This window comes from Stakelama marina (assembly GCF_018122655.1).
GTDB classification, from domain to species: Bacteria; Pseudomonadota; Alphaproteobacteria; order Sphingomonadales; family Sphingomonadaceae; genus Sphingomonas; species Sphingomonas marina.
The window spans coordinates 250,775-267,893 of sequence record NZ_JAGRQC010000001.1; the positions used below are offsets into that span (position 1 = coordinate 250,775).

Genomic DNA, 17,119 nt, shown 5'->3' on the forward strand with positions numbered 1-17,119 from the left:
CGCGTCGGTCGCGGGCTTATTTGGAGCGTTCGACCTGATCGAAATCGAGTTCGACGGGCGTCGCGCGGCCGAAGATCGACACCGACACCTTGACCTTGGACTTGTCGAAATCGAGTTCTTCGACGACGCCGTTGAAGCTGGCGAAGGGGCCTTCGAGCACCTTGATCGAGTCGCCGATCTCGTAGTCGATCTTGACCTGCTGCTTGGGCGCGGCGGCGGCTTCCTCCTTGGTGTTGAGGATGCGCGCGGCCTCTGCCTCGCTGATCGGCTGCGGCTTGCCGCTCGACCCGAGAAAGCCCGTCACCTTCGGCGTGTTCTTGACGAGGTGATAGACGTCGTCGTTCATGTTGAGCTTCGCCAGCACATAGCCGGGGAAGAACTTGCGTTCGGACTGAACCTTCTTGCCGCGGCGAACCTCGGTCACGGTTTCGGTCGGTACCTCGACCTCCTCGACCAGCGCCTCGAGCCCCATGCGCTCGGCCTCGGCCATGATCGCGTCACGAACCTTGTTCTCGAAGCCCGAATAGGCGTGAATGATGTACCAGCGCGACATGTGCTCCGCTTCTCTTAATTGGCCAGCGACAACAGGGCCTTGACGATCGCGTCGAAGCCCGAATCGATGATGAGGAAGAACACGCCCAGCATGAAGGTCATGATCATCACCATGACCGCGGTCATGATCGTTTCGCGCCGCGTCGGCCAGACCACCTTGGCGGTCTCTGCGCGGACCTGACGCATGAATTCTACGGGAGAGGTCTTCGCCACTTGTCGCACTCTTCTCGTTCAAATCGGTACCGGCCGCGGGGCATAGAGCCGCTGCCCGGTTCTTTATGGAAGAAACCGGCGCGGCCCATCCACGCTGTCGGATTGGAAACGGCATCTAGCGATTAACGGCGACCGGTGCAAGCCGCCAGATCGCGCGGCGCTGCGTGCTATCTTGCCCGCGTCGCCGAAGCGGGTAGATAGAAGCATCTCAACGCTTGCTAGGGGTTACCAGAGATGCGCGCATGGGCCATGTTGCTGATCGCCGGAGCGGTCGTCTTGAGCGGCTGCAACACGATCGAGGGTGTCGGTCGCGACGTCCAGTCGGTGGGCAACACCGTCGCCAAGACCGCCAACGGCGCGAAATAGCGCGGCGGTTGGCGCACGCGGCGCCGAAACGCTGCGGTTTCTGCTGATGCTATTGCGGGAAATGGCAGGAGTGGCAGGATTCGAACCCGCGGCCCTCGGTTTTGGAGACCGATGCTCTACCAACTGAGCTACACTCCTGTGCGGAGGCGGGCTGTAGCGATACGCGGGCCGGGGGGCAAGAGGGTCTTGCGATGCTTGTCAGGCGGCAGCGCTGTCGCGCCCATGGCGCTGCGCCAGCGCGCGAGCTTCGCCGACCGGTAGCGGGCGGCCGAAATAATAGCCCTGCACCTTGGTACAGCCGAGCTGCTGGATCATCTGATGCTCTTCCTCGGTCTCGACGCCCTCTGCGGTCGTGCCCATGCCGAGGCTCTGCGCCAGCGCGACCACGGCGCGGATGATTGCGACCGCCTCGCGCTCGTTTTTGGATGCGCCCTGCACGAAGCTGCGGTCGATCTTGATCGTAGAAAAGCGCGTGCGCGACAGATAGCCGAGCGAGGAGTAGCCGGTGCCGAAATCGTCGAGCGACAGCCGGATGCCGAGATCGATGAGCTTGTCGAGCACCTGAACCGCGCAGGTTCCTTCGTGCATGAACACGCTTTCGGTGACTTCGAGTTCGAGCCGGTCGGGATGCAGCCCGCTTTGCGCCAGCGTTTGCGTGACGAGGTTGAAGAAGTTCGGATTGTGGAGCTGTTCGGGCGAGACGTTGACCGCGATGCGGGTGGAGTCGTTCCACCTGGCGGCTTCGTGGCAGGCGGTGCGCAAAACCCATTCGCCGATCGGCGCGATCAGGCGCGCATCCTCGGCCAGCGGCACGAACTTGGACGGCGGGATGTTGCCATATTCGGGATGCGTCCAGCGCAGCAGTGCTTCAAAGCCCTTCAGCGCGCCGCTGCCGGCCTCCACCACGGGTTGATATTGAAGGTGGAACTGATCGTTCTTGAGCGCGCTGCGCAGCGCGATTTCTAGCACGCGGCGTTCCTCTGCCTCGACATGGAGCTGCGGTTCATAGGCGTGGAACACGCCGCCGCCCGCATCCTTCGACCGGTACAGCGCAAGATCCGCCGACCGGATAAGCATTTCGGCGGTGCGGCCGTCGCGCGGGCCGATCGCAATGCCGACGCTGGCGCCGATATAGAGGGTGTGCTGATCGACCTCATAGGGGGCGGACAGAGCGTCGATGATCTGCCGCGCGAGACGGTCGATCGCCGCAGTATCGCGCGCGTCGCGGACGACGACGGCAAATTCATCGCCGCCCAGCCGACCGATCATCTCGTTTTCGGTCATCAGCTGCGACAGCCGCTGCGATACGCGGCTGAGCAGGCGGTCGCCGATCGGGTGGCCGAGCGTATCGTTGACTGCCTTGAACCGGTCGAGGTCGATCATCATGAAGGCGCAGCGCGTGCCCCATTTCTCGGCCTCGGCCATAGCGCCTGCGAGCGTTTCGTTGATGAGCAGGCGGTTGGGAAGGCCGGTCAGCGTGTCATAGCGCGCCATGCGGTTGATCTTGTCCGCCGACTCGCGCGCCTCGGTCACGTCGGAGCCGACGCCGCGGAATCCGATGAACGAGCCGCTGTCGTCGAAGCGCGGGCTGGCGGTCATTTCCCACCAGCGCTCCTGATCCTCCACATATACGGGAAGCAGGAGGTCGCGGAAGCTTTCGCGCGCGTTGAGCTTTTTAGAAAGGTCGCGCAGACCGGCGGCGAAATTGCCCTTTTCCCATGTCGGCCCCGCGAGGATTTCGAGGAACGAGCGGCCGTTGACGGTCGTCGGATCGACGCCGATCGACCGCGCGAAGCGCGGGCTTGCGCGCACGACGCGGCGCTGCGCGTCGATCTCCCACAACCAGTCGGCATCGGCATCTTCGAACTCGCGGAGCAACAGGCTGACGGTTTCGTCGCGCTCCGCTAGCGCGATTTCATTGGCGCGCAGCGTCACCAGCGCCTTGCCGCGTTCGAAGCAGGCGGTCGCCAGCAGTAGCGTGAAGACGAGCGACGTTGCGGCAAGCGTAAGGCTGGCCGTGGAGAAGAACAGAAATGCCATCGCGCCGCCGACCACCGACAGGAACAGGATCGTCGCCAGCGGTAGCGCCGCCATTGCCATGGCCGATGCGGTCATCAACAGCGATACGACGACGGTCAGGCCCAATATCGCGCCGGTATCGGCGGACAGCCCGAATGCGAGCGGCGGTATCGCCCATACGGCCGCAAGCGCCGCGCCGTCGAGCCAGGTGTCGCGAATGCGGTCAAGCGTGGCGGTTTCGGTCGTGTGCTTGCGCACCGACAGCCGGCGCAGTGCGACGGCGGTCGCGACCGTCGCAACCAGCGCTCCCCAACCATAAAGCTGCAACAGCGGGACGGCGCGGCTGAAGAGCAGCACGACCAGTGCCGCCGCCACGGCATTGGCCGCAACGGCGAACAGTGCGAGCTGGCCGGCCGCGTTGAGCTGGGCGGCGCGAACCGGCCCCCAGTCGCTGGTTCCGCGCGGTTCGCGAAGGCCCAACAGCGCGAGCGAATCGACTCGCGTGTCGGCGAATTGGGTTCTGGCATGGTTGGTCACGCCAGCCGACATAACCGGCCTAGGTTAGCGCTTGGTTATGCTTGCACAAATTTCGCCGATATTTCCGGGCTTGCCGTAACCGCCACTCAAGCGGCGATGCTGTAGGGCTTGATCTCTCCGGCGAGATACAGGTTGCGCGCCTTCGCCCGGCTGAGCTTGCCCGAGCTGGTGCGCGGGAGGGTACGGGGCGGGACGAGTTCGACGACGCAGTTCATGCCGGTGATCGACCGGACGCGTTCGCGAATATCGTCGCGCAGGCGCGAACGTTCACTATCGTCCGACGTGCGGCACTGGACGAGTACCGCCGGGGTTTCCTCTCCGCCCGGCGTTGTGATCGCAAAGGCGGCGATGTCGCCGGCCTTGAACCCCGGCAATTGTTCGACGGCCCATTCGATGTCCTGCGGCCAGTGATTCTTGCCGTTGATGATGATCATGTCCTTGGCGCGGCCGACGATATAGACATAGCCGTCGGACATGTAGCCCATGTCGCCGGTATCGAGCCAACCGTCCGCCATGCACGCATCGGTCGCGTCCTGATCGCGGAAATAACCGACCATGACCGACGGGCCGCGACACCAGACCTTGCCGATCGCGCGTTCGGGCAGCGGGGTGCCGTCTTCCTCGCGGATCTCGACCTCCATATCGCGGACCGGTCGGCCGCAATTGACGATCGCCCGAAAACGCTGGGGACGGTCGTCATTATCGGCTTGGCTGCCGGAAAGCTGGGTTTCCTCGACCAGTTCGACCTGGATGCCTTCGCCCGGCGGCATGATCGACACCGCGAGCGTCGCCTCTGCCAGCCCATAGCTCGGCAGGAAGGCCGACGCCTTGAATCCCGCATCGGCGAACGCGTCGACGAAGCTCTGCATCACATCGGGGCGGATCATGTCGGCGCCGTTGCCCGCGACGCGCCAGCGCGACAGGTCGAACCGGTCGGACGCCTTGGTCTGGCTGGACATGCGGCGTGCGCAGATGTCGTAGCCGAAGGTCGGCGAATAGCTGAGCGTCGTGCCCTTGTTGCGGCTGATGAGGTCGAGCCACGCCAGCGGGCGGCGGGCGAAATCCTCGGTCTTCAGATAGTCGGTCGAAACCTGGTTGGCGACCGGCGACAGAAAGCAGCCGACCAGCCCCATATCGTGATACCAGGGAAGCCATGAAACGCAGCGGTCGGTATCGACAAGCTCCATTCCGTGCGAATGCGCGGCGAGGTTGTTGAGCAGCGCATGGTGGGTGATCGCGACGCCGTGCGGGAACCGCGTCGAGCCGCTGGAATATTGCAGATAGGCGATGTCGTCGGGCTTTGCCTCCGGCAGCGGCGCGGCCGGGGCCTCCGTCTCGGCGAAGCTCTGCCAGTCGATGCCGCGAATGCCGCACTGGGCGGCCGCCTCACCGGCGAAGTCGGAAAGCTCTGCCGGATAGACGAGCATCAGCGGATCGCAGCTCTGGAGCTGGACGCGAAGCTGGTCGATATAGGATTCGCGGCCGCCGAAGCTGGTCGGCAGCGGCAGGGGAACCGGCCAGGCGCCGGCATAGATCACGCCGAAGAACAGCGCTGCGAATTCGGGCACGGTTTCGGCGATCAGCGCGATCCGGTCCTCGGGCTTCACCCCGGCGGCGATCAGGCGATAGGCCTGTTTCAGCGCATCTTCGCGCAGCTCGGAAAAGGGATAGGGACGCGTCAGCGTCCCACGCGGATCGTGGAAGTTCAGTCCCCGGACGCCGCGCGCGGCATATTCGAGCGCCTCCGGCACCGTCGCGAAATCCGCGAAACGGCGGGGAAGGGCATCGGCGGTCGGTGTCGGCGAAAGCGCGGCCGTGGCGCCGTCCTTTGCCGTTTTCACTTCTGAAACCATCGTCGTCATAATCTTGTTCTCGCGCCCCTGGTTGCGAACGGGCCGTTGTGGATCGAATCCCCAGCCATCTGGTACGCACTGACGTTCAAAATCGGTTGGCACTGTGGCACAAACATGGCGCATGTCCCGAACCCGCAGAAAACCGCCGCCGCTGACCGCGCAAACGCTCGAAAAACTCGCGCTGCGCTATGTCGAGCGCTATGCGACGACGCGCGCGAAGCTGGCCGGGTACCTGTCGCGAAAGCTTACCGAGCGCGGTTTCGAGGATGGCACGCCCGACATCGACGGCATCGTCGCGCGCTTTGCGGAATTCGGCTATGTCGACGACCGCGCCTTCGGCGAAGCGCGGGCGCGGTCGATGGCGCGGCGCGGGCTGGGCGCGCGCCGGGTGACGATGGCGTTGCGCCAGGCGGGCATCGAGGGCGAGGATGCAGACGCGCTGACGCCCGAAATCGAAGAGCGTGCGGCGGAAACTGCGATCGCGTTCGCGAGGCGGCGGCGGATCGGTCCGTTCGGCGCGGAAGAAGCCGACCGGGCGACGCAGGAAAAGCAGATTGCCGCCATGGTGCGTGCAGGGCACGGCTTCGAAATTGCCCGGACGCTGGTTCGGCTCGCGCCGGGCGAGGATTGCTCTTTTCTGCTCGATCCTTGAAATTGAAGGCGGATTTGCCCGTGCGCGCAATCCTGTGTTAAAACTCCTGCGGGGGGAGTTAGAAGCATGCGTGTGGATTCGCAGGTTGCGGCCAATTGCTATGATGATGGCGCGTCGTCGGACAAGGGCGATGCGGCTGATGATGGCGTGCTGGTGGCAGGTCGCGTCAAATGGTTCGATATCACCAGGGGCTTCGGATTCGTCGTCGCGGAGGATGACGATATCGGCGACGTTCTGGTGCATTTCTCGATATTGCAGGAACATGGCTGCCGGTCGTTGCCCGAAGGCGCGCATGTCGAATGCAAGGCGGTATCGCGTCAGCGCGGCTATCAGGCGCGGCAGATCCTGTCGATCGATCTGAGCGACGCCGTCGAGCAGCCGCGTTCTCGCGCCGGCGGGCACCGGTCCGAACGGCACGAACTCGCCGACAGCGCGGGGCCATTCCAGGATGTCCGGGTGAAGTGGTTCAACCGGCTGAAGGGCTATGGCTTCCTGGTCGGCGATGAAGTGCCGGGCGACATCTTCGTGCATATGGAGACGCTGCGCGGCGCCGATATCGAGGAGGTCGAACCCGATCAGCCCTTGCGCGCCCGCATCGCCGAAGGCGACAAGGGGCCGCTCGCAGTGGCGATTGAAAGGATCGACTGAACATCATGACCATGCCCCGGACATTCGTCGTGGCTGTTTCGGCCGCGCTCCTCGGCCTGTGCGCAGGATGCACCAATGACGGCACGACCGCCGCCGCGAACGACGCCACCGCGACGGCGAAGGCGATACCGCTGACGATCAAGAGCGCGAACGGCGCGCATGTCTTTCAGGTCGAACTGGCGCAAAGCGCCGCGGAGCAGGAGCGCGGTCTGATGTACCGCCGCAACCTGGCCGACGATTTCGGGATGTTGTTCTGGCCCTATCCGGCCGGCGGCGGCGCCCCGCGCGAAGCAAGTTTCTGGATGAAGAATACGCCGAGCCCGCTCGATATCATCTTCATTCGCGCCGACGGCACGATCGCGCGAATTGCCGAGAATGCGGTTCCGTTCGACACGACGCCGATCAGTTCGGGCGAGCCGGTGGGCGCGGTGCTGGAGATTCGCGGTGGCCGCAGTTCCGAGCTTGGTATCGCCGAGGGCGACAAGGTCAGTTGGGACCATTCCGCCGGCTGACCTCAACATTTCCCGTCGCCGATTGCCTGCATCGGTCGTTTGATATAATTATGATATCACAATTCGAGCGACTCGGGAGATCGGTGATGGTGTTCGACGGACGTGGAGCAGGCGGCGCCATGCTGCTTGCGATGGCGATGTTTGCGGTGCCATGCGCTGCGCAGGCTGGGCAGCAAGCGCCCGCCGAAAGCACGATCGAGGCGCCCGGTCCCGATGGCGCGTTGCAGGGAAGCGAGATCGATGCGGGCAAGGGCGCGCCGGTCGCGCTCATCATCCCCGGGTCGGGGCCGACCGATCGCGACGGTAACAGTCCGATGGGCGTCAGGGCCGGTTCGCTGAAGCTGCTGGCGCAAGGGCTGGCGGCGCGGGGCATATCGAGCGTTCGTATCGACAAGCGCGGAATGTTCGGCAGCAAGGCAGCGATCGCCGATGCCAACAAGGTGACGATCGGGGCCTATGTCGATGATGTCGCTTCATGGGTGTCGCGCATCCGCGACCGCACCGGCGCGCCGTGCGTCTGGGTGATCGGGCATAGCGAGGGCGCGCTCGTCGCGCTGGCCGCGGGGCAGAAGCTGGATCATCTGTGCGGTCTCGTGTCGCTGGAGGGTGCCGGTCGACCGATCGGCGAGGTGATGCGCGAGCAGCTTCGTTCGAATCCCGCAGCCGCCGCCATCGTACCCGACGCGATGAAGGCGATCGATTCGCTCGAAGCGGGCAGGACGGTCGACGTGTCGGGCATGAGCCCAGTCGTGGCGCGCATGTTCAATCCGGCGGTGCAAGACTATGAGATCGACCTGTTCCACTACGATCCGGCAAGGCTGGCGGCGAAATATGACGGGCCGCTGCTGATCGTGTGGGGCACGCGCGACATACAGGTCACGAAACCCGATTTCGACGCGCTGACCGCGGCGCAGCCCGGGGCGGGTACGCTTGTCATTCCCGACATGAACCATGTCCTGAAATCGGTCGCGTCGGACGCGCGCGCCGCCAATCTGGCGACATATGCCAATTCCGATCTGCCGCTCGCGGACGGGCTGGTCGATGGGGTCGCCGCCTATATCAAGGCACATCCCGGCGAAGATTGACGCGAAGGACAGTTGCCCGCGCGGCGGACACGCGGTAATCGGCGCGGCCATGGGCATGAATCTGAATCCATTCACCTGGTGGACCGGCGCAAGCTGGGGCACGATGTTCGGACTGCGCGGCAAGAAGCGGGTCGGTGAAGACTCGCTCGGCAACGTCTATTACGAAGGCGGCAAGGACACCGCCGGCAATCCGCGCCGCTGGGTAATCTACAGCGGCTCCAACGACGCCAGCCGCGTGCCGCCCGAATGGTTCAGCTGGCTGCACCACCATATCGAAGAAACGCCCGACGAGGCCCCCGTGCCGGTGCGCAAATGGCAGAAGCCGGCAGTGCCCAACCTGACCGGAACCGCGCTTGCCTATCGCCCGCCCGGCGCGCTTGAGGCGGGCGGCCACCGTGCGCGCGCCACCGGCGACTATGAGGCGTGGAGCCCCGACGCGTGAACCGCAAATGGATGCTGGCCGGGGGCGGTGCGATTGCGGCCGCGCTGGTCGGCGTCGGTATCTGGCAGGGCGTCGAGCATTGGGGCGGCAGCGACCGCACGACGATCACGTCCGACGCGCCCGCCGATGATAGCGGCGGCGTCCTCGACCGCGGCAGCACCTCCGAAGATGTCGCCACGATTGCCGTCGATACGCAGAACGATCCCAATCGCGGCGCGACGCCGATGAAGGACCGCGTGGCGGTGCTGGGCGTCCTCAACAAGCGCAATGGCGAGAGCCGGGACATCAAGCTGAAGCCGGGTCAGGCGGCGCGGCTGGGCGATGTCGTCGTCCGGCTGCGCGCATGCGAGCGCACCGCGCCGTGGGAGCCGCAGACCTATACCGGCGCGTTCGTCCAGGTCGATGTCCATCAGACCGACGATAGCTGGAAACGGATATTTTCGGGCTGGCTCTACAAGGAGCGGCCGTCGCTCAACGTCGTCATCGATCCGATCTATGACGTGTGGCCCAAAAGCTGTGCGATGACCTTCCCCGAAACCGGTCCCGCTACCGAATCGCCTTCGGCAGGGCGCGTCGCATCCTCGCCCAGTGCATCGAGCGCGAAGAAATCGGCATCGACCGATGCGGCCCCGGCGGAGCCTTCGCCCGACGCATCGCCCAGCGCAGAGGCCAGCAACGCGACATAATCGTCGCGCGGAATTTCCACCGCGCCAAGCGACGCGAGATGATCGGTCTGGAACTGGCAGTCGAGCAGGGTGAAACCGCCGACCTTCAGCCGCGCGACGAGCCATGCGATGGCGACCTTGGACGCATCGCGCGCGCGGCTGACCATGCTTTCGCCGAAAAAGGCGCGGCCGAGCGCGAGGCCGTACAGCCCGCCGACGAGCCGATCGCCGTCCCAGCATTCGACCGAATGGGCGAAGCCTGCGTCGTGCAGTTGCAGGAAGACGCGCTCGATCGAGCCGTTGATCCAGGTGTCGGGCCGGTCGCGGGCGCTTTCGGCGCATAGCGCGATGACATCGCCAAAGGCGCGGTCGGCGGTGACGTGGAAGTGCTCACCGACGATCGTCTTGCGCAGCGAGCGCGACAGGTGGAAGCGGTCGAGCGGCATGATCCCGCGATATTTGGGTTCGACCCAATAGACTCCGCTGGCCTCGCGGTGGTCGGCCATCGGAAACACGCCCATCGCATAGGCGCGTAACACCAGTTGGGGATCGAGTTCCTGCAAGGGCGTCGTCATGCCGGCCGACCACGAAATTGCCGATATTCCATCACCGGCGAGAATGCCCCACGCAGACCGCGCCATGCAAGCATCCGCGCAACAGAAAAGGGCCGGCGCATCGCTGCACCGGCCCATTTTCAAACTGGCTTGGTATCGCGGTCAGGCCTTGCAGGTCAGCGACTTGCCGTCCTTGGTATAGGTGATCGAGTTCTGATCGCCCTTTACGGTGACCGAACCGTCGGTCCACGGACCGCCTTCGTCGTTCGCCTTCAGGACCGCCGAATTGCCGTCCTTGGTTTCGCGGAAGTGCACTTCCTTGCCGCCCGAGAAGAAGTCGACATAGACGAGGCTGTTGTCCGAGCAACGGAAGCTCTTGCTCGCCGTCATCGACGGCGGGAGCTCGACTGGCGCGGCGTTCTGGAGCGCATCGTTCATCGGGTCCGGAGCCCGGGTATCGACGACTTCCGGCTTGTGGTTGCAGGCGGCGAGGGGGAGCGCCACCAGTGCGGTGCAAAGGGTAAAGAGGGTCTTTTTCATGACGCGCGCTGCTTCGCTTATGCAGCACGAATCGTCAATACCCATTGTGCCTCGTAATAAAATGTCGTTGTGCGGCGCGGCAAGTTGCGCTCGACGCGAAGTAATTTCGGTGCAAATCCCTGAAATCGGTCCGAATCGGCGCGTTCGTGCGGCTATGGCTATCGGGTGCGACGGCGGTTGATCGCACGCTAGGGCACCGGCAAGGTTGTCCTGTGCGGCCGATTTTGTGTGACCGCTATCATGGAGGAAGGTGCGGATGACGATTGCTCGGGTGGCTAGGCTGGGGTTGCTGGCGGCGGCGACCGTTCTGACGGCGGCCAGCGGGCCTGGATATAATCCGCGCGAGACCTTCGCGCCGCTCGATCTGGGGCAGGCGGTCAATGTCTATCGCTCGGCCAATGGCATGCCGGGGCCGCAATATTGGCAGAACCGGGCCGATTACCGAATCCATGCGACGCTAGATCCGCAGGACAAGGTTCTGACCGGCACGACCGAGATCAACTATACCAACAACAGCCCCGACACGCTGAAGGTGCTGTGGCTGCAGCTCGAACAGAATCTCTACAAGGCGAACTCGCGGGGGTATCTCGCCGCCGGCGGGCCGGTGCGCGGGACGACCGGCGGAATGACGCTGGAAAGCGCGCAGGTCGCGGTGGCGGGGGCGGATGCGGTCGACGTGAAGCCGCTGATCAGCGACACGCGCGCACAGCTTCTACTGCCGACGCCGCTGAAACCGGGCGAGAAAGCGGTCGTCACGATCCGCTATCGCTTTACCATTCCCGGCAAGTTCGGCGGCCGCATGGCATGGGGCAGATCGCGCGACGGAGAGATTTACGACCTGGCGCAGTGGTATCCGCGCATGGCGGTCTATGACGACATCCGCGGCTGGGACACGCTTCCGTATCTGTCGCAGGAATTCTACCTTGAATATGGTGATTTCGATTACTGGATCACCGTGCCGTCGGACATGCTGGTCGCCGGGTCGGGCGAGCTGGTCAATCCGCAAGAGGTGCTGACGGCGGAACAGCGCAAACGCTTCGAACGCGCGAAGCACAGCGACACCACGGTGATGATCCGTTCGCCGCGGGAAATCGAGGACCCCGATACGCGGCCGAAACAGGGCGGCACGCTGACCTGGCATTACCGGATGAACGACACGCGCGACGTGGCGTTCAGCGCATCGAGCGCATTCGCCTGGGATGCCGCGCGGATCAACCTGCCGGACGGCAAGACCTCGCTCGCCGAAAGCTTCTACCCGGCCGAGAGCGCAGGCGCGGATCGCTGGGGTCGTTCGACCGAATATATGAAGGACGCGGTCGAGAATTTCTCGCGCCGCTGGTTCGCCTATCCGTGGCCCGCCGCGATCAACATCGCCGGACCGGCGACGGGAATGGAATATCCGGGCATCGTGTTCGACGGAATCGACGACAAGGGAAAGCAGCTCTTCTGGATTTCGGCGCATGAGATCGGCCATGGCTGGTTCCCGATGATCGTGGGATCGAACGAGCGTCGCGATGCGTGGATGGACGAAGGGTTCAACACCTTTATCGACACCTATGAATCGGACGATTTCAACGGCGGCGAATACGGGCCGAAGCGCGACGGCGAATATGCGCCGGGCGGCGGCAATCCGGTCGACGAGATATTGCCGGTCCTGGCCGACAAGGACGCGCCGCCGATCATGAGCCGCGCCGATACGATCACCGAAAAATATCGCCACCCGGTCACCTATTTCAAAGCCGCGCTGGGGCTGAGGCTGCTGCGCGAGGAAATTCTGGGGCCGGAGCGGTTCGACCACGCATTCCGCCGCTACACCGCCGCCTGGGCGTTCAAGCACCCCAAGCCGGCCGATTTCTTCCGGGCGATGGAAAGCGATGCGGGCGAGGATCTGAGCTGGTGGTGGCGCGGCTGGTATCTGAACAACTGGCAGATGGACCTCGCCGTGACGGGCGTTTCCTATGTCGACGACGATCCGGCCAAGGGCGCGCTGGTGTCGGTCGCGGCGAAGGACAAGCTGGTCATGCCGGTGACGCTGCGCGTGGCCTTTGCCGACGGATCGACCAAGGACGTGCGGCTGCCCGCCGAGACGTGGATTCGCCAGGCAGAAACGGCGGTCCCGATCGGCGGTACGTCGAAGGTGGTGAGCGCGGTGCTCGACCCCGATCACCGCCTGCCCGACAAGGACCGCGCGAACAATCGCTGGACGGCCGGTTGAGCGCGATCAGCGGAAGCCGACGATATCGTGCGGTATATAGGGTTCTTCGAGCCGTGCGATTTCGTCGTCGCTGAGCACGATGTCGAGCGCGGCGATCGCGTCGTCCAGATGTTCGGGCTTGGATGCACCGACGATGGGCGCGGTGACAACCGGTTTCGCCAGCACCCAGGCCAGCGCGATCTGCGCCATCGGGACGCCGCGCGCCTTTGCGATCTCGCCGACGCGTTCGACCACGGCGCGGTCGGCGGCCTGCGTCTTTTCGTAGAGCGTGCGGCCGAACTTGTCGGTTTCGGAGCGTTCGGTGCTGGTGTCCCAGGGCCGCGTCAGGCGACCGCGCGCCATCGGGCTCCACGGGATCACGGCGATCCCTTCGGCCTCGCATAGCGGCAGCATCTCGCGCTCTTCCTCGCGGTAGAGCAGGTTGACGTAATTCTGCATCGAGGAAAAGCGCGTCCAGCCGTTCGCTTCGGACAGATGCAGCATCGTCGCGAACTGCCACGCGTACATTGACGATGCGCCGATATAGCGCGCCTTGCCCGCCTTCACGACGTCGTGAAGCGCCTCCAGTGTTTCTTCCATCGGCGTGTCGTCGTCGAACCGGTGGATCTGGTAGAGATCGACATAATCGGTGCCGAGGCGTTTCAGGCTCGCGTCGATCTCGTGCATGATCGCCTTGCGCGACAGCCCCGCGCCGTTGGGGCCGGGGCGCATGCGGCCATGGACCTTGGTCGCGAGAACGACTTCTTCACGCCTGGCGAAATCCTTCAGCGCGCGGCCGACGATTTCTTCCGAGGTGCCGTCCGAATAGATATTGGCGGTGTCGAAGAAATTGATGCCCGCCTCCAGCGCCTGACGGATGCGCGGACGGCTGGTCTCCTCATCGAGCGACCAGGGATGCCCGCCGCGATCGGGCACGCCATAGGTCATGCAGCCAAGGCACAGCCGCGACACATCCATGCCGGTATTTCCGAATTTAACATAGTCCATGGATGCTCTCCTTTTCGTTCGGGCGGGGTCCGCATGTCGGGACGGCGAAGGCGTTTCGCAACGAGTGCGATCGCGGCGGAGCTTTCCATGGCCGCGTGACATGACGGACTAAAGGGGATGCGCTTCGCCGCGTGTCCTGCTACCGGCGCGGGCGACCATGCTCAATCTGAACGACATCACGGTGCGCCTAGGCGGGCGCACGATCCTCGACCATGCCAGTGCGGCGCTGCCGCCGGGGTCGCGCGTCGGGCTCATCGGCCGCAACGGCGCGGGAAAATCGACGCTGGTGCGCGTCGTGGCGGGGCTGCTCGATCCCGATGGCGGCGGGGCAGAGATGCCGAAGGACGCGCGGCTCGGCTATATCGCGCAGGAAGCGCCGGCGGGCGACGCCTCGCCGTTCGACACCGTGCTGGCCGCCGATACCGAACGCGCCGCGCTGATGGCGGAGAGCGAGACCTGCACCGAGCCGCACCGGCTGGCCGAGGTGCATGAGCGCCTGCTGGCGATCGACGCGCACGCCGCGCCGTCGCGGGCGGCGCGCATCCTGTCGGGGCTGGGGTTCGACGAGGAAGCGCAGCACCGGCCGCTCGACAGCTTTTCGGGCGGGTGGAAGATGCGCGTGGCGCTGGCGGCGCTGCTGTTTTCCGAACCCGATGTGCTGCTGCTCGACGAGCCTTCTAACCATCTCGACCTCGAGGCGGTGCTGTGGCTCGAGGATTTCCTGAAGCGCTACCGTGCGACGATCCTGATCGTCAGCCACGAGCGCGATTTCCTCAACAATGTCGTCGACCATATCCTGCACCTGCATCAGGGCAGGCTGACGCTCTATCCCGGCGGGTATGACGCGTTCGAGAAGCAGCGCGCCGAGCGGCTGGCGCAGCTCGAGGCGGCGCGGGCCAACCAGCAGGCGCAGCGCGCGAAGCTGGAGGATTATATCCGCCGCAACTCGGCGCGCGCTTCGACCGCGAAACAGGCGCAGAGCCGGGCCAAGGCGCTGGCGAAGATGACGCCGATCGCGGCGGTGGCCGAAGATCCGACACTGTCGTTCGGTTTTCCCGATCCCGACGAACTGCGCCCGCCGCTGGTGACGCTCGACGATGCGAGCGTCGGCTATGGCGAGACGCCCGTGCTCAGGCGGCTCAACCTGCGGCTCGACCCCGACGACCGGATCGCGTTCCTGGGACGCAACGGCAACGGCAAGACGACGCTCGCGCGGCTGCTCGCCGGGCAGCTTTCGCCGATGGACGGGACGGTCAGCGGGTCGGGCAAGATGCGCGTGGGCTATTTCACCCAATATCAGGTCGAGGAGCTTGACGCCGACGACACGCCGCTCGCGCATATGACGCGGGTGATGCCGGATGCAAAGCCTGCCGCGGTGCGCGCGCAGCTCGGCCGGTTCGGCTTTTCAGGCGACCGCGCGACGGCGCTGGTCGGCACCATGTCGGGCGGCGAGCGGGCGCGGCTGGCGCTGGCGCTGATCACGCGCGACGCGCCGCATATGCTGATCCTCGACGAGCCGACCAACCATTTGGACGTCGATGCGCGCGAGGCGCTGATCCGCGCTCTGAACGACTATGCCGGGGCGGTGGTGATCGTCAGCCACGACCGGCATATGGTCGAAACGACGGTCGACCGGCTGGTGCTGGTCGATGACGGGACGGCGGTGCCTTTCGACGGCAGTATCGACGATTATGTCGCGCTGGTGCTGGGCAGCGAGGCGAAGTCCGAGGGCAAGTCGGAAAAGAAGGTCAGCCGCAAGGACGAACGCCGTGCGGCGGCGCAGGCGCGCGAGGAATCGAAGGCGCTGCGCAAGGAGGCCAAGGCGGCCGAGAGCGAGCTGGAAAAGCTGACCACCGAGCGCAGCGATATCGACCGCGCGATGTTCGCACCCGACGAGGCGGCGGCGCACCTCGCCAAGCTGACGATGACCGACCTGATGAAACGCCGCGCCGATGTCGAGGCGCGGATCGAGGCGGCGGAGATGCGCTGGATGGAGGCGAGCGAGGCGCTGGAGGCGGCAGGCGTCTGAGCGCGGTAACGCGGGGGGTCAGTTGGGCGAACCGCTCGCGCCCCGGGATGGGTTTGCTGCGACCGGCAGATCCGGTTGCGGCTGCCTGGGGACCAGGAGGTGGAGATCGCGCGCATCGGGCGGTTGGGTCGCCCAGGCCTGCATCCGCCCGCGGCGCAGGCCGTAGCCATAGATTCGATTGACGTACCAGTTGGCGAACATGGGGTGTTTGCGCGCGCCGAAATCGCTGCCGATATAGGCGAAGCGGAACTGGGTTCCGCGCTGCCGCGCGAGGTAATAAGCGGCCTTCACCTCCGCCGCGAGCGCCGATTGCAGCGCGAGATTATAGGCGTTTCGAATCACCGGGATCGTCTTTGGCGTCACGAAGCGGAAATCGGCGCCCCATTTGCTGCTGGCGATGATGTAGAGCTTGGCCGGACGGCGTTTGCCGAGCGGCGCCGCACGATCATCGGGAAGCGTCAGTATCTGCGATACGGTGCCGCCGTCGGAATGGAGTTCGCGCACCGTCCGGCCGTTCGCTTCGGTGTCGATTGCGACGGGCGGAAAGACGCCTGGGAGCGAGGACGAGGCGAGCAGCACCTTGCGGAACAGCGCATAGCGGCCGGGTGCGTCGCTGGCGGCGATGGCGCCCATGTCCCAGACGACGGCGCGCTGCGCATCGAGATTCGCGGTTTCGACGAACAGGCGGCGGCCCTTGCGATACTCGCGTGCCACGGCGTCGATGACCGTATCGGTGATTTCGCGGTCGATCAGCGATTTGAGCGGCTTCGCCGACATCGCGCTCGGCGAAAAGGGGATCGCCAGCGGGAAGCGCATGTCGAGCACGTCGCTGGTGTCCAGCCCGGTGAATACGCGGCGCACGCGATCGTCCCATTGCGGTCCGAGAAAGGCGAAGGGGGCGACCAGCGCACCGGTGCTGACGCCGGTGACGACGGTGAAATCGGGGCGCGACCCGGACTCGCTCCAGCCATTCAGAAAGCCAGCGGCAAACGCGCCGTCGTCGCCGCCGCTCGACAGTGCGAGCGTGATCGTGCCGCCCGGAGGATCGATCGGCGGCGTCATGCGCCGGGCGGCGTCGGGCGCATCGGCCCAGAAGCGCGCATGGGTGATGTCGGGGATGACCGCCTGCGCCTGTTCGACGCGCGTGAAAGGCGCGCGATCGATCGACGCGCAGGCCGACAGCAGCGACAGGAACAGGGCCGACAGGACAACGCGAACGCTCACCGCATTTTAGTGGCGGTCCGCGACGG

16 protein-coding genes, 1 tRNA gene and 1 pseudogene are annotated in these 17,119 nt (G+C 65.2%); 9 read left to right on the top strand and 9 right to left on the bottom strand.

Features of this window, described 5'->3' with window-relative positions:
* Window positions 1–16: 16 nt before the first annotated feature.
* Both nusG and secE read right to left on the bottom strand, forming a co-directional pair.
* A complete protein-coding gene (gene nusG / locus J7S20_RS01120; RefSeq protein ID WP_284052395.1) occupies window positions 17–553 on the bottom strand; it encodes a transcription termination/antitermination protein NusG in 537 nt (178 codons plus the stop codon).
* 14 nt (window positions 554–567) lie between these two features.
* The gene (gene secE / locus J7S20_RS01125; RefSeq protein WP_284052396.1) at window positions 568–765 is read right to left on the bottom strand and encodes a preprotein translocase subunit SecE; all 198 of its coding nucleotides are present in this window, start codon (window positions 763–765) and stop codon (window positions 568–570) included.
* Between the two features lie 234 nt (window positions 766–999).
* On the opposite strand from secE, the gene J7S20_RS01130 reads away from it, so the two are divergent.
* The gene (locus J7S20_RS01130) at window positions 1,000–1,131 is read left to right on the top strand and encodes an entericidin A/B family lipoprotein (RefSeq protein WP_284052397.1); all 132 of its coding nucleotides are present in this window, start codon (window positions 1,000–1,002) and stop codon (window positions 1,129–1,131) included.
* Between the two features lie 62 nt (window positions 1,132–1,193).
* Here the strand turns inward: J7S20_RS01130 and J7S20_RS01135 are convergent.
* The 3 genes from J7S20_RS01135 to J7S20_RS01145 form a co-directional block, all read right to left on the bottom strand.
* Window positions 1,194–1,269: transfer RNA gene (locus J7S20_RS01135), tRNA-Trp, on the bottom strand.
* A 60-nt stretch (window positions 1,270–1,329) separates the two neighbouring features.
* The gene (locus J7S20_RS01140) at window positions 1,330–3,699 is read right to left on the bottom strand and encodes a putative bifunctional diguanylate cyclase/phosphodiesterase (protein WP_284052398.1); all 2,370 of its coding nucleotides are present in this window, start codon (window positions 3,697–3,699) and stop codon (window positions 1,330–1,332) included.
* Window positions 3,700–3,773: 74 nt separating this feature from the next.
* Window positions 3,774–5,540 carry a fatty acyl-AMP ligase gene (locus J7S20_RS01145; protein WP_284052399.1) on the bottom strand — a complete coding sequence of 589 codons (1,767 nt, stop codon included), beginning with the start codon at window positions 5,538–5,540 and terminating at the stop codon, window positions 3,774–3,776.
* Between the two features lie 121 nt (window positions 5,541–5,661).
* Here J7S20_RS01145 and J7S20_RS01150 point away from each other — a divergent pair, with 121 nt between their 5' ends.
* From J7S20_RS01150 to J7S20_RS01175, 6 genes and pseudogenes are all read left to right on the top strand, one after another.
* On the top strand, window positions 5,662–6,192 hold the full coding sequence (locus J7S20_RS01150) for a regulatory protein RecX (RefSeq protein WP_284052400.1): 531 nt from the start codon (window positions 5,662–5,664) through the stop codon (window positions 6,190–6,192).
* 66 nt (window positions 6,193–6,258) lie between these two features.
* Window positions 6,259–6,840, top strand: a complete 582-nt coding sequence (locus tag J7S20_RS01155; RefSeq protein ID WP_284052401.1) for a cold shock domain-containing protein — start codon at window positions 6,259–6,261, stop codon at window positions 6,838–6,840.
* Between the two features lie 5 nt (window positions 6,841–6,845).
* The gene (locus J7S20_RS01160; protein WP_284052402.1) at window positions 6,846–7,352 is read left to right on the top strand and encodes a DUF192 domain-containing protein; all 507 of its coding nucleotides are present in this window, start codon (window positions 6,846–6,848) and stop codon (window positions 7,350–7,352) included.
* A gap of 86 nt (window positions 7,353–7,438) precedes the next feature.
* Window positions 7,439–8,437: an alpha/beta hydrolase gene (locus J7S20_RS01165; RefSeq protein WP_284052403.1), complete on the top strand. Its 999-nt coding sequence runs from the start codon at window positions 7,439–7,441 to the stop codon at window positions 8,435–8,437.
* Window positions 8,438–8,486: 49 nt separating this feature from the next.
* A complete protein-coding gene (locus tag J7S20_RS01170) occupies window positions 8,487–8,879 on the top strand; it encodes an NADH:ubiquinone oxidoreductase subunit NDUFA12 (protein ID WP_284052404.1) in 393 nt (130 codons plus the stop codon).
* A gap of 224 nt (window positions 8,880–9,103) precedes the next feature.
* Window positions 9,104–9,337, top strand: a pseudogene (locus tag J7S20_RS01175) (DUF2155 domain-containing protein); the annotation flags it as partial.
* Window positions 9,338–9,372: 35 nt separating this feature from the next.
* Here J7S20_RS01175 and aat read toward each other — a convergent pair.
* Window positions 9,373–10,119, bottom strand: coding sequence for a leucyl/phenylalanyl-tRNA--protein transferase (gene aat / locus J7S20_RS01180; RefSeq protein ID WP_284053368.1), 747 nt, complete (start codon window positions 10,117–10,119; stop codon window positions 9,373–9,375).
* A gap of 141 nt (window positions 10,120–10,260) precedes the next feature.
* On the bottom strand, window positions 10,261–10,638 hold the full coding sequence (locus tag J7S20_RS01185) for a hypothetical protein (RefSeq protein ID WP_284052405.1): 378 nt from the start codon (window positions 10,636–10,638) through the stop codon (window positions 10,261–10,263).
* A 256-nt stretch (window positions 10,639–10,894) separates the two neighbouring features.
* Between J7S20_RS01185 and J7S20_RS01190 the strand changes: the two genes are divergently transcribed.
* The gene (locus J7S20_RS01190) at window positions 10,895–12,853 is read left to right on the top strand and encodes a M1 family metallopeptidase (protein ID WP_284052406.1); all 1,959 of its coding nucleotides are present in this window, start codon (window positions 10,895–10,897) and stop codon (window positions 12,851–12,853) included.
* Between the two features lie 6 nt (window positions 12,854–12,859).
* Here the strand turns inward: J7S20_RS01190 and J7S20_RS01195 are convergent, their stop codons facing one another.
* The gene (locus tag J7S20_RS01195; RefSeq protein WP_284052407.1) at window positions 12,860–13,840 is read right to left on the bottom strand and encodes an aldo/keto reductase; all 981 of its coding nucleotides are present in this window, start codon (window positions 13,838–13,840) and stop codon (window positions 12,860–12,862) included.
* 157 nt (window positions 13,841–13,997) lie between these two features.
* Here J7S20_RS01195 and J7S20_RS01200 point away from each other — a divergent pair, with 157 nt between their 5' ends.
* Window positions 13,998–15,869: an ABC-F family ATP-binding cassette domain-containing protein gene (locus J7S20_RS01200; protein WP_284052408.1), complete on the top strand. Its 1,872-nt coding sequence runs from the start codon at window positions 13,998–14,000 to the stop codon at window positions 15,867–15,869.
* An 18-nt stretch (window positions 15,870–15,887) separates the two neighbouring features.
* On the opposite strand, the gene J7S20_RS01205 is transcribed toward J7S20_RS01200, so the two are convergent.
* Window positions 15,888–17,093 (bottom strand): patatin-like phospholipase family protein, encoded by a 1,206-nt coding sequence (locus J7S20_RS01205; protein WP_284052409.1) that lies wholly within the window; start codon window positions 17,091–17,093, stop codon window positions 15,888–15,890.
* Between the last annotated feature and the right edge of the window lie 26 nt (window positions 17,094–17,119).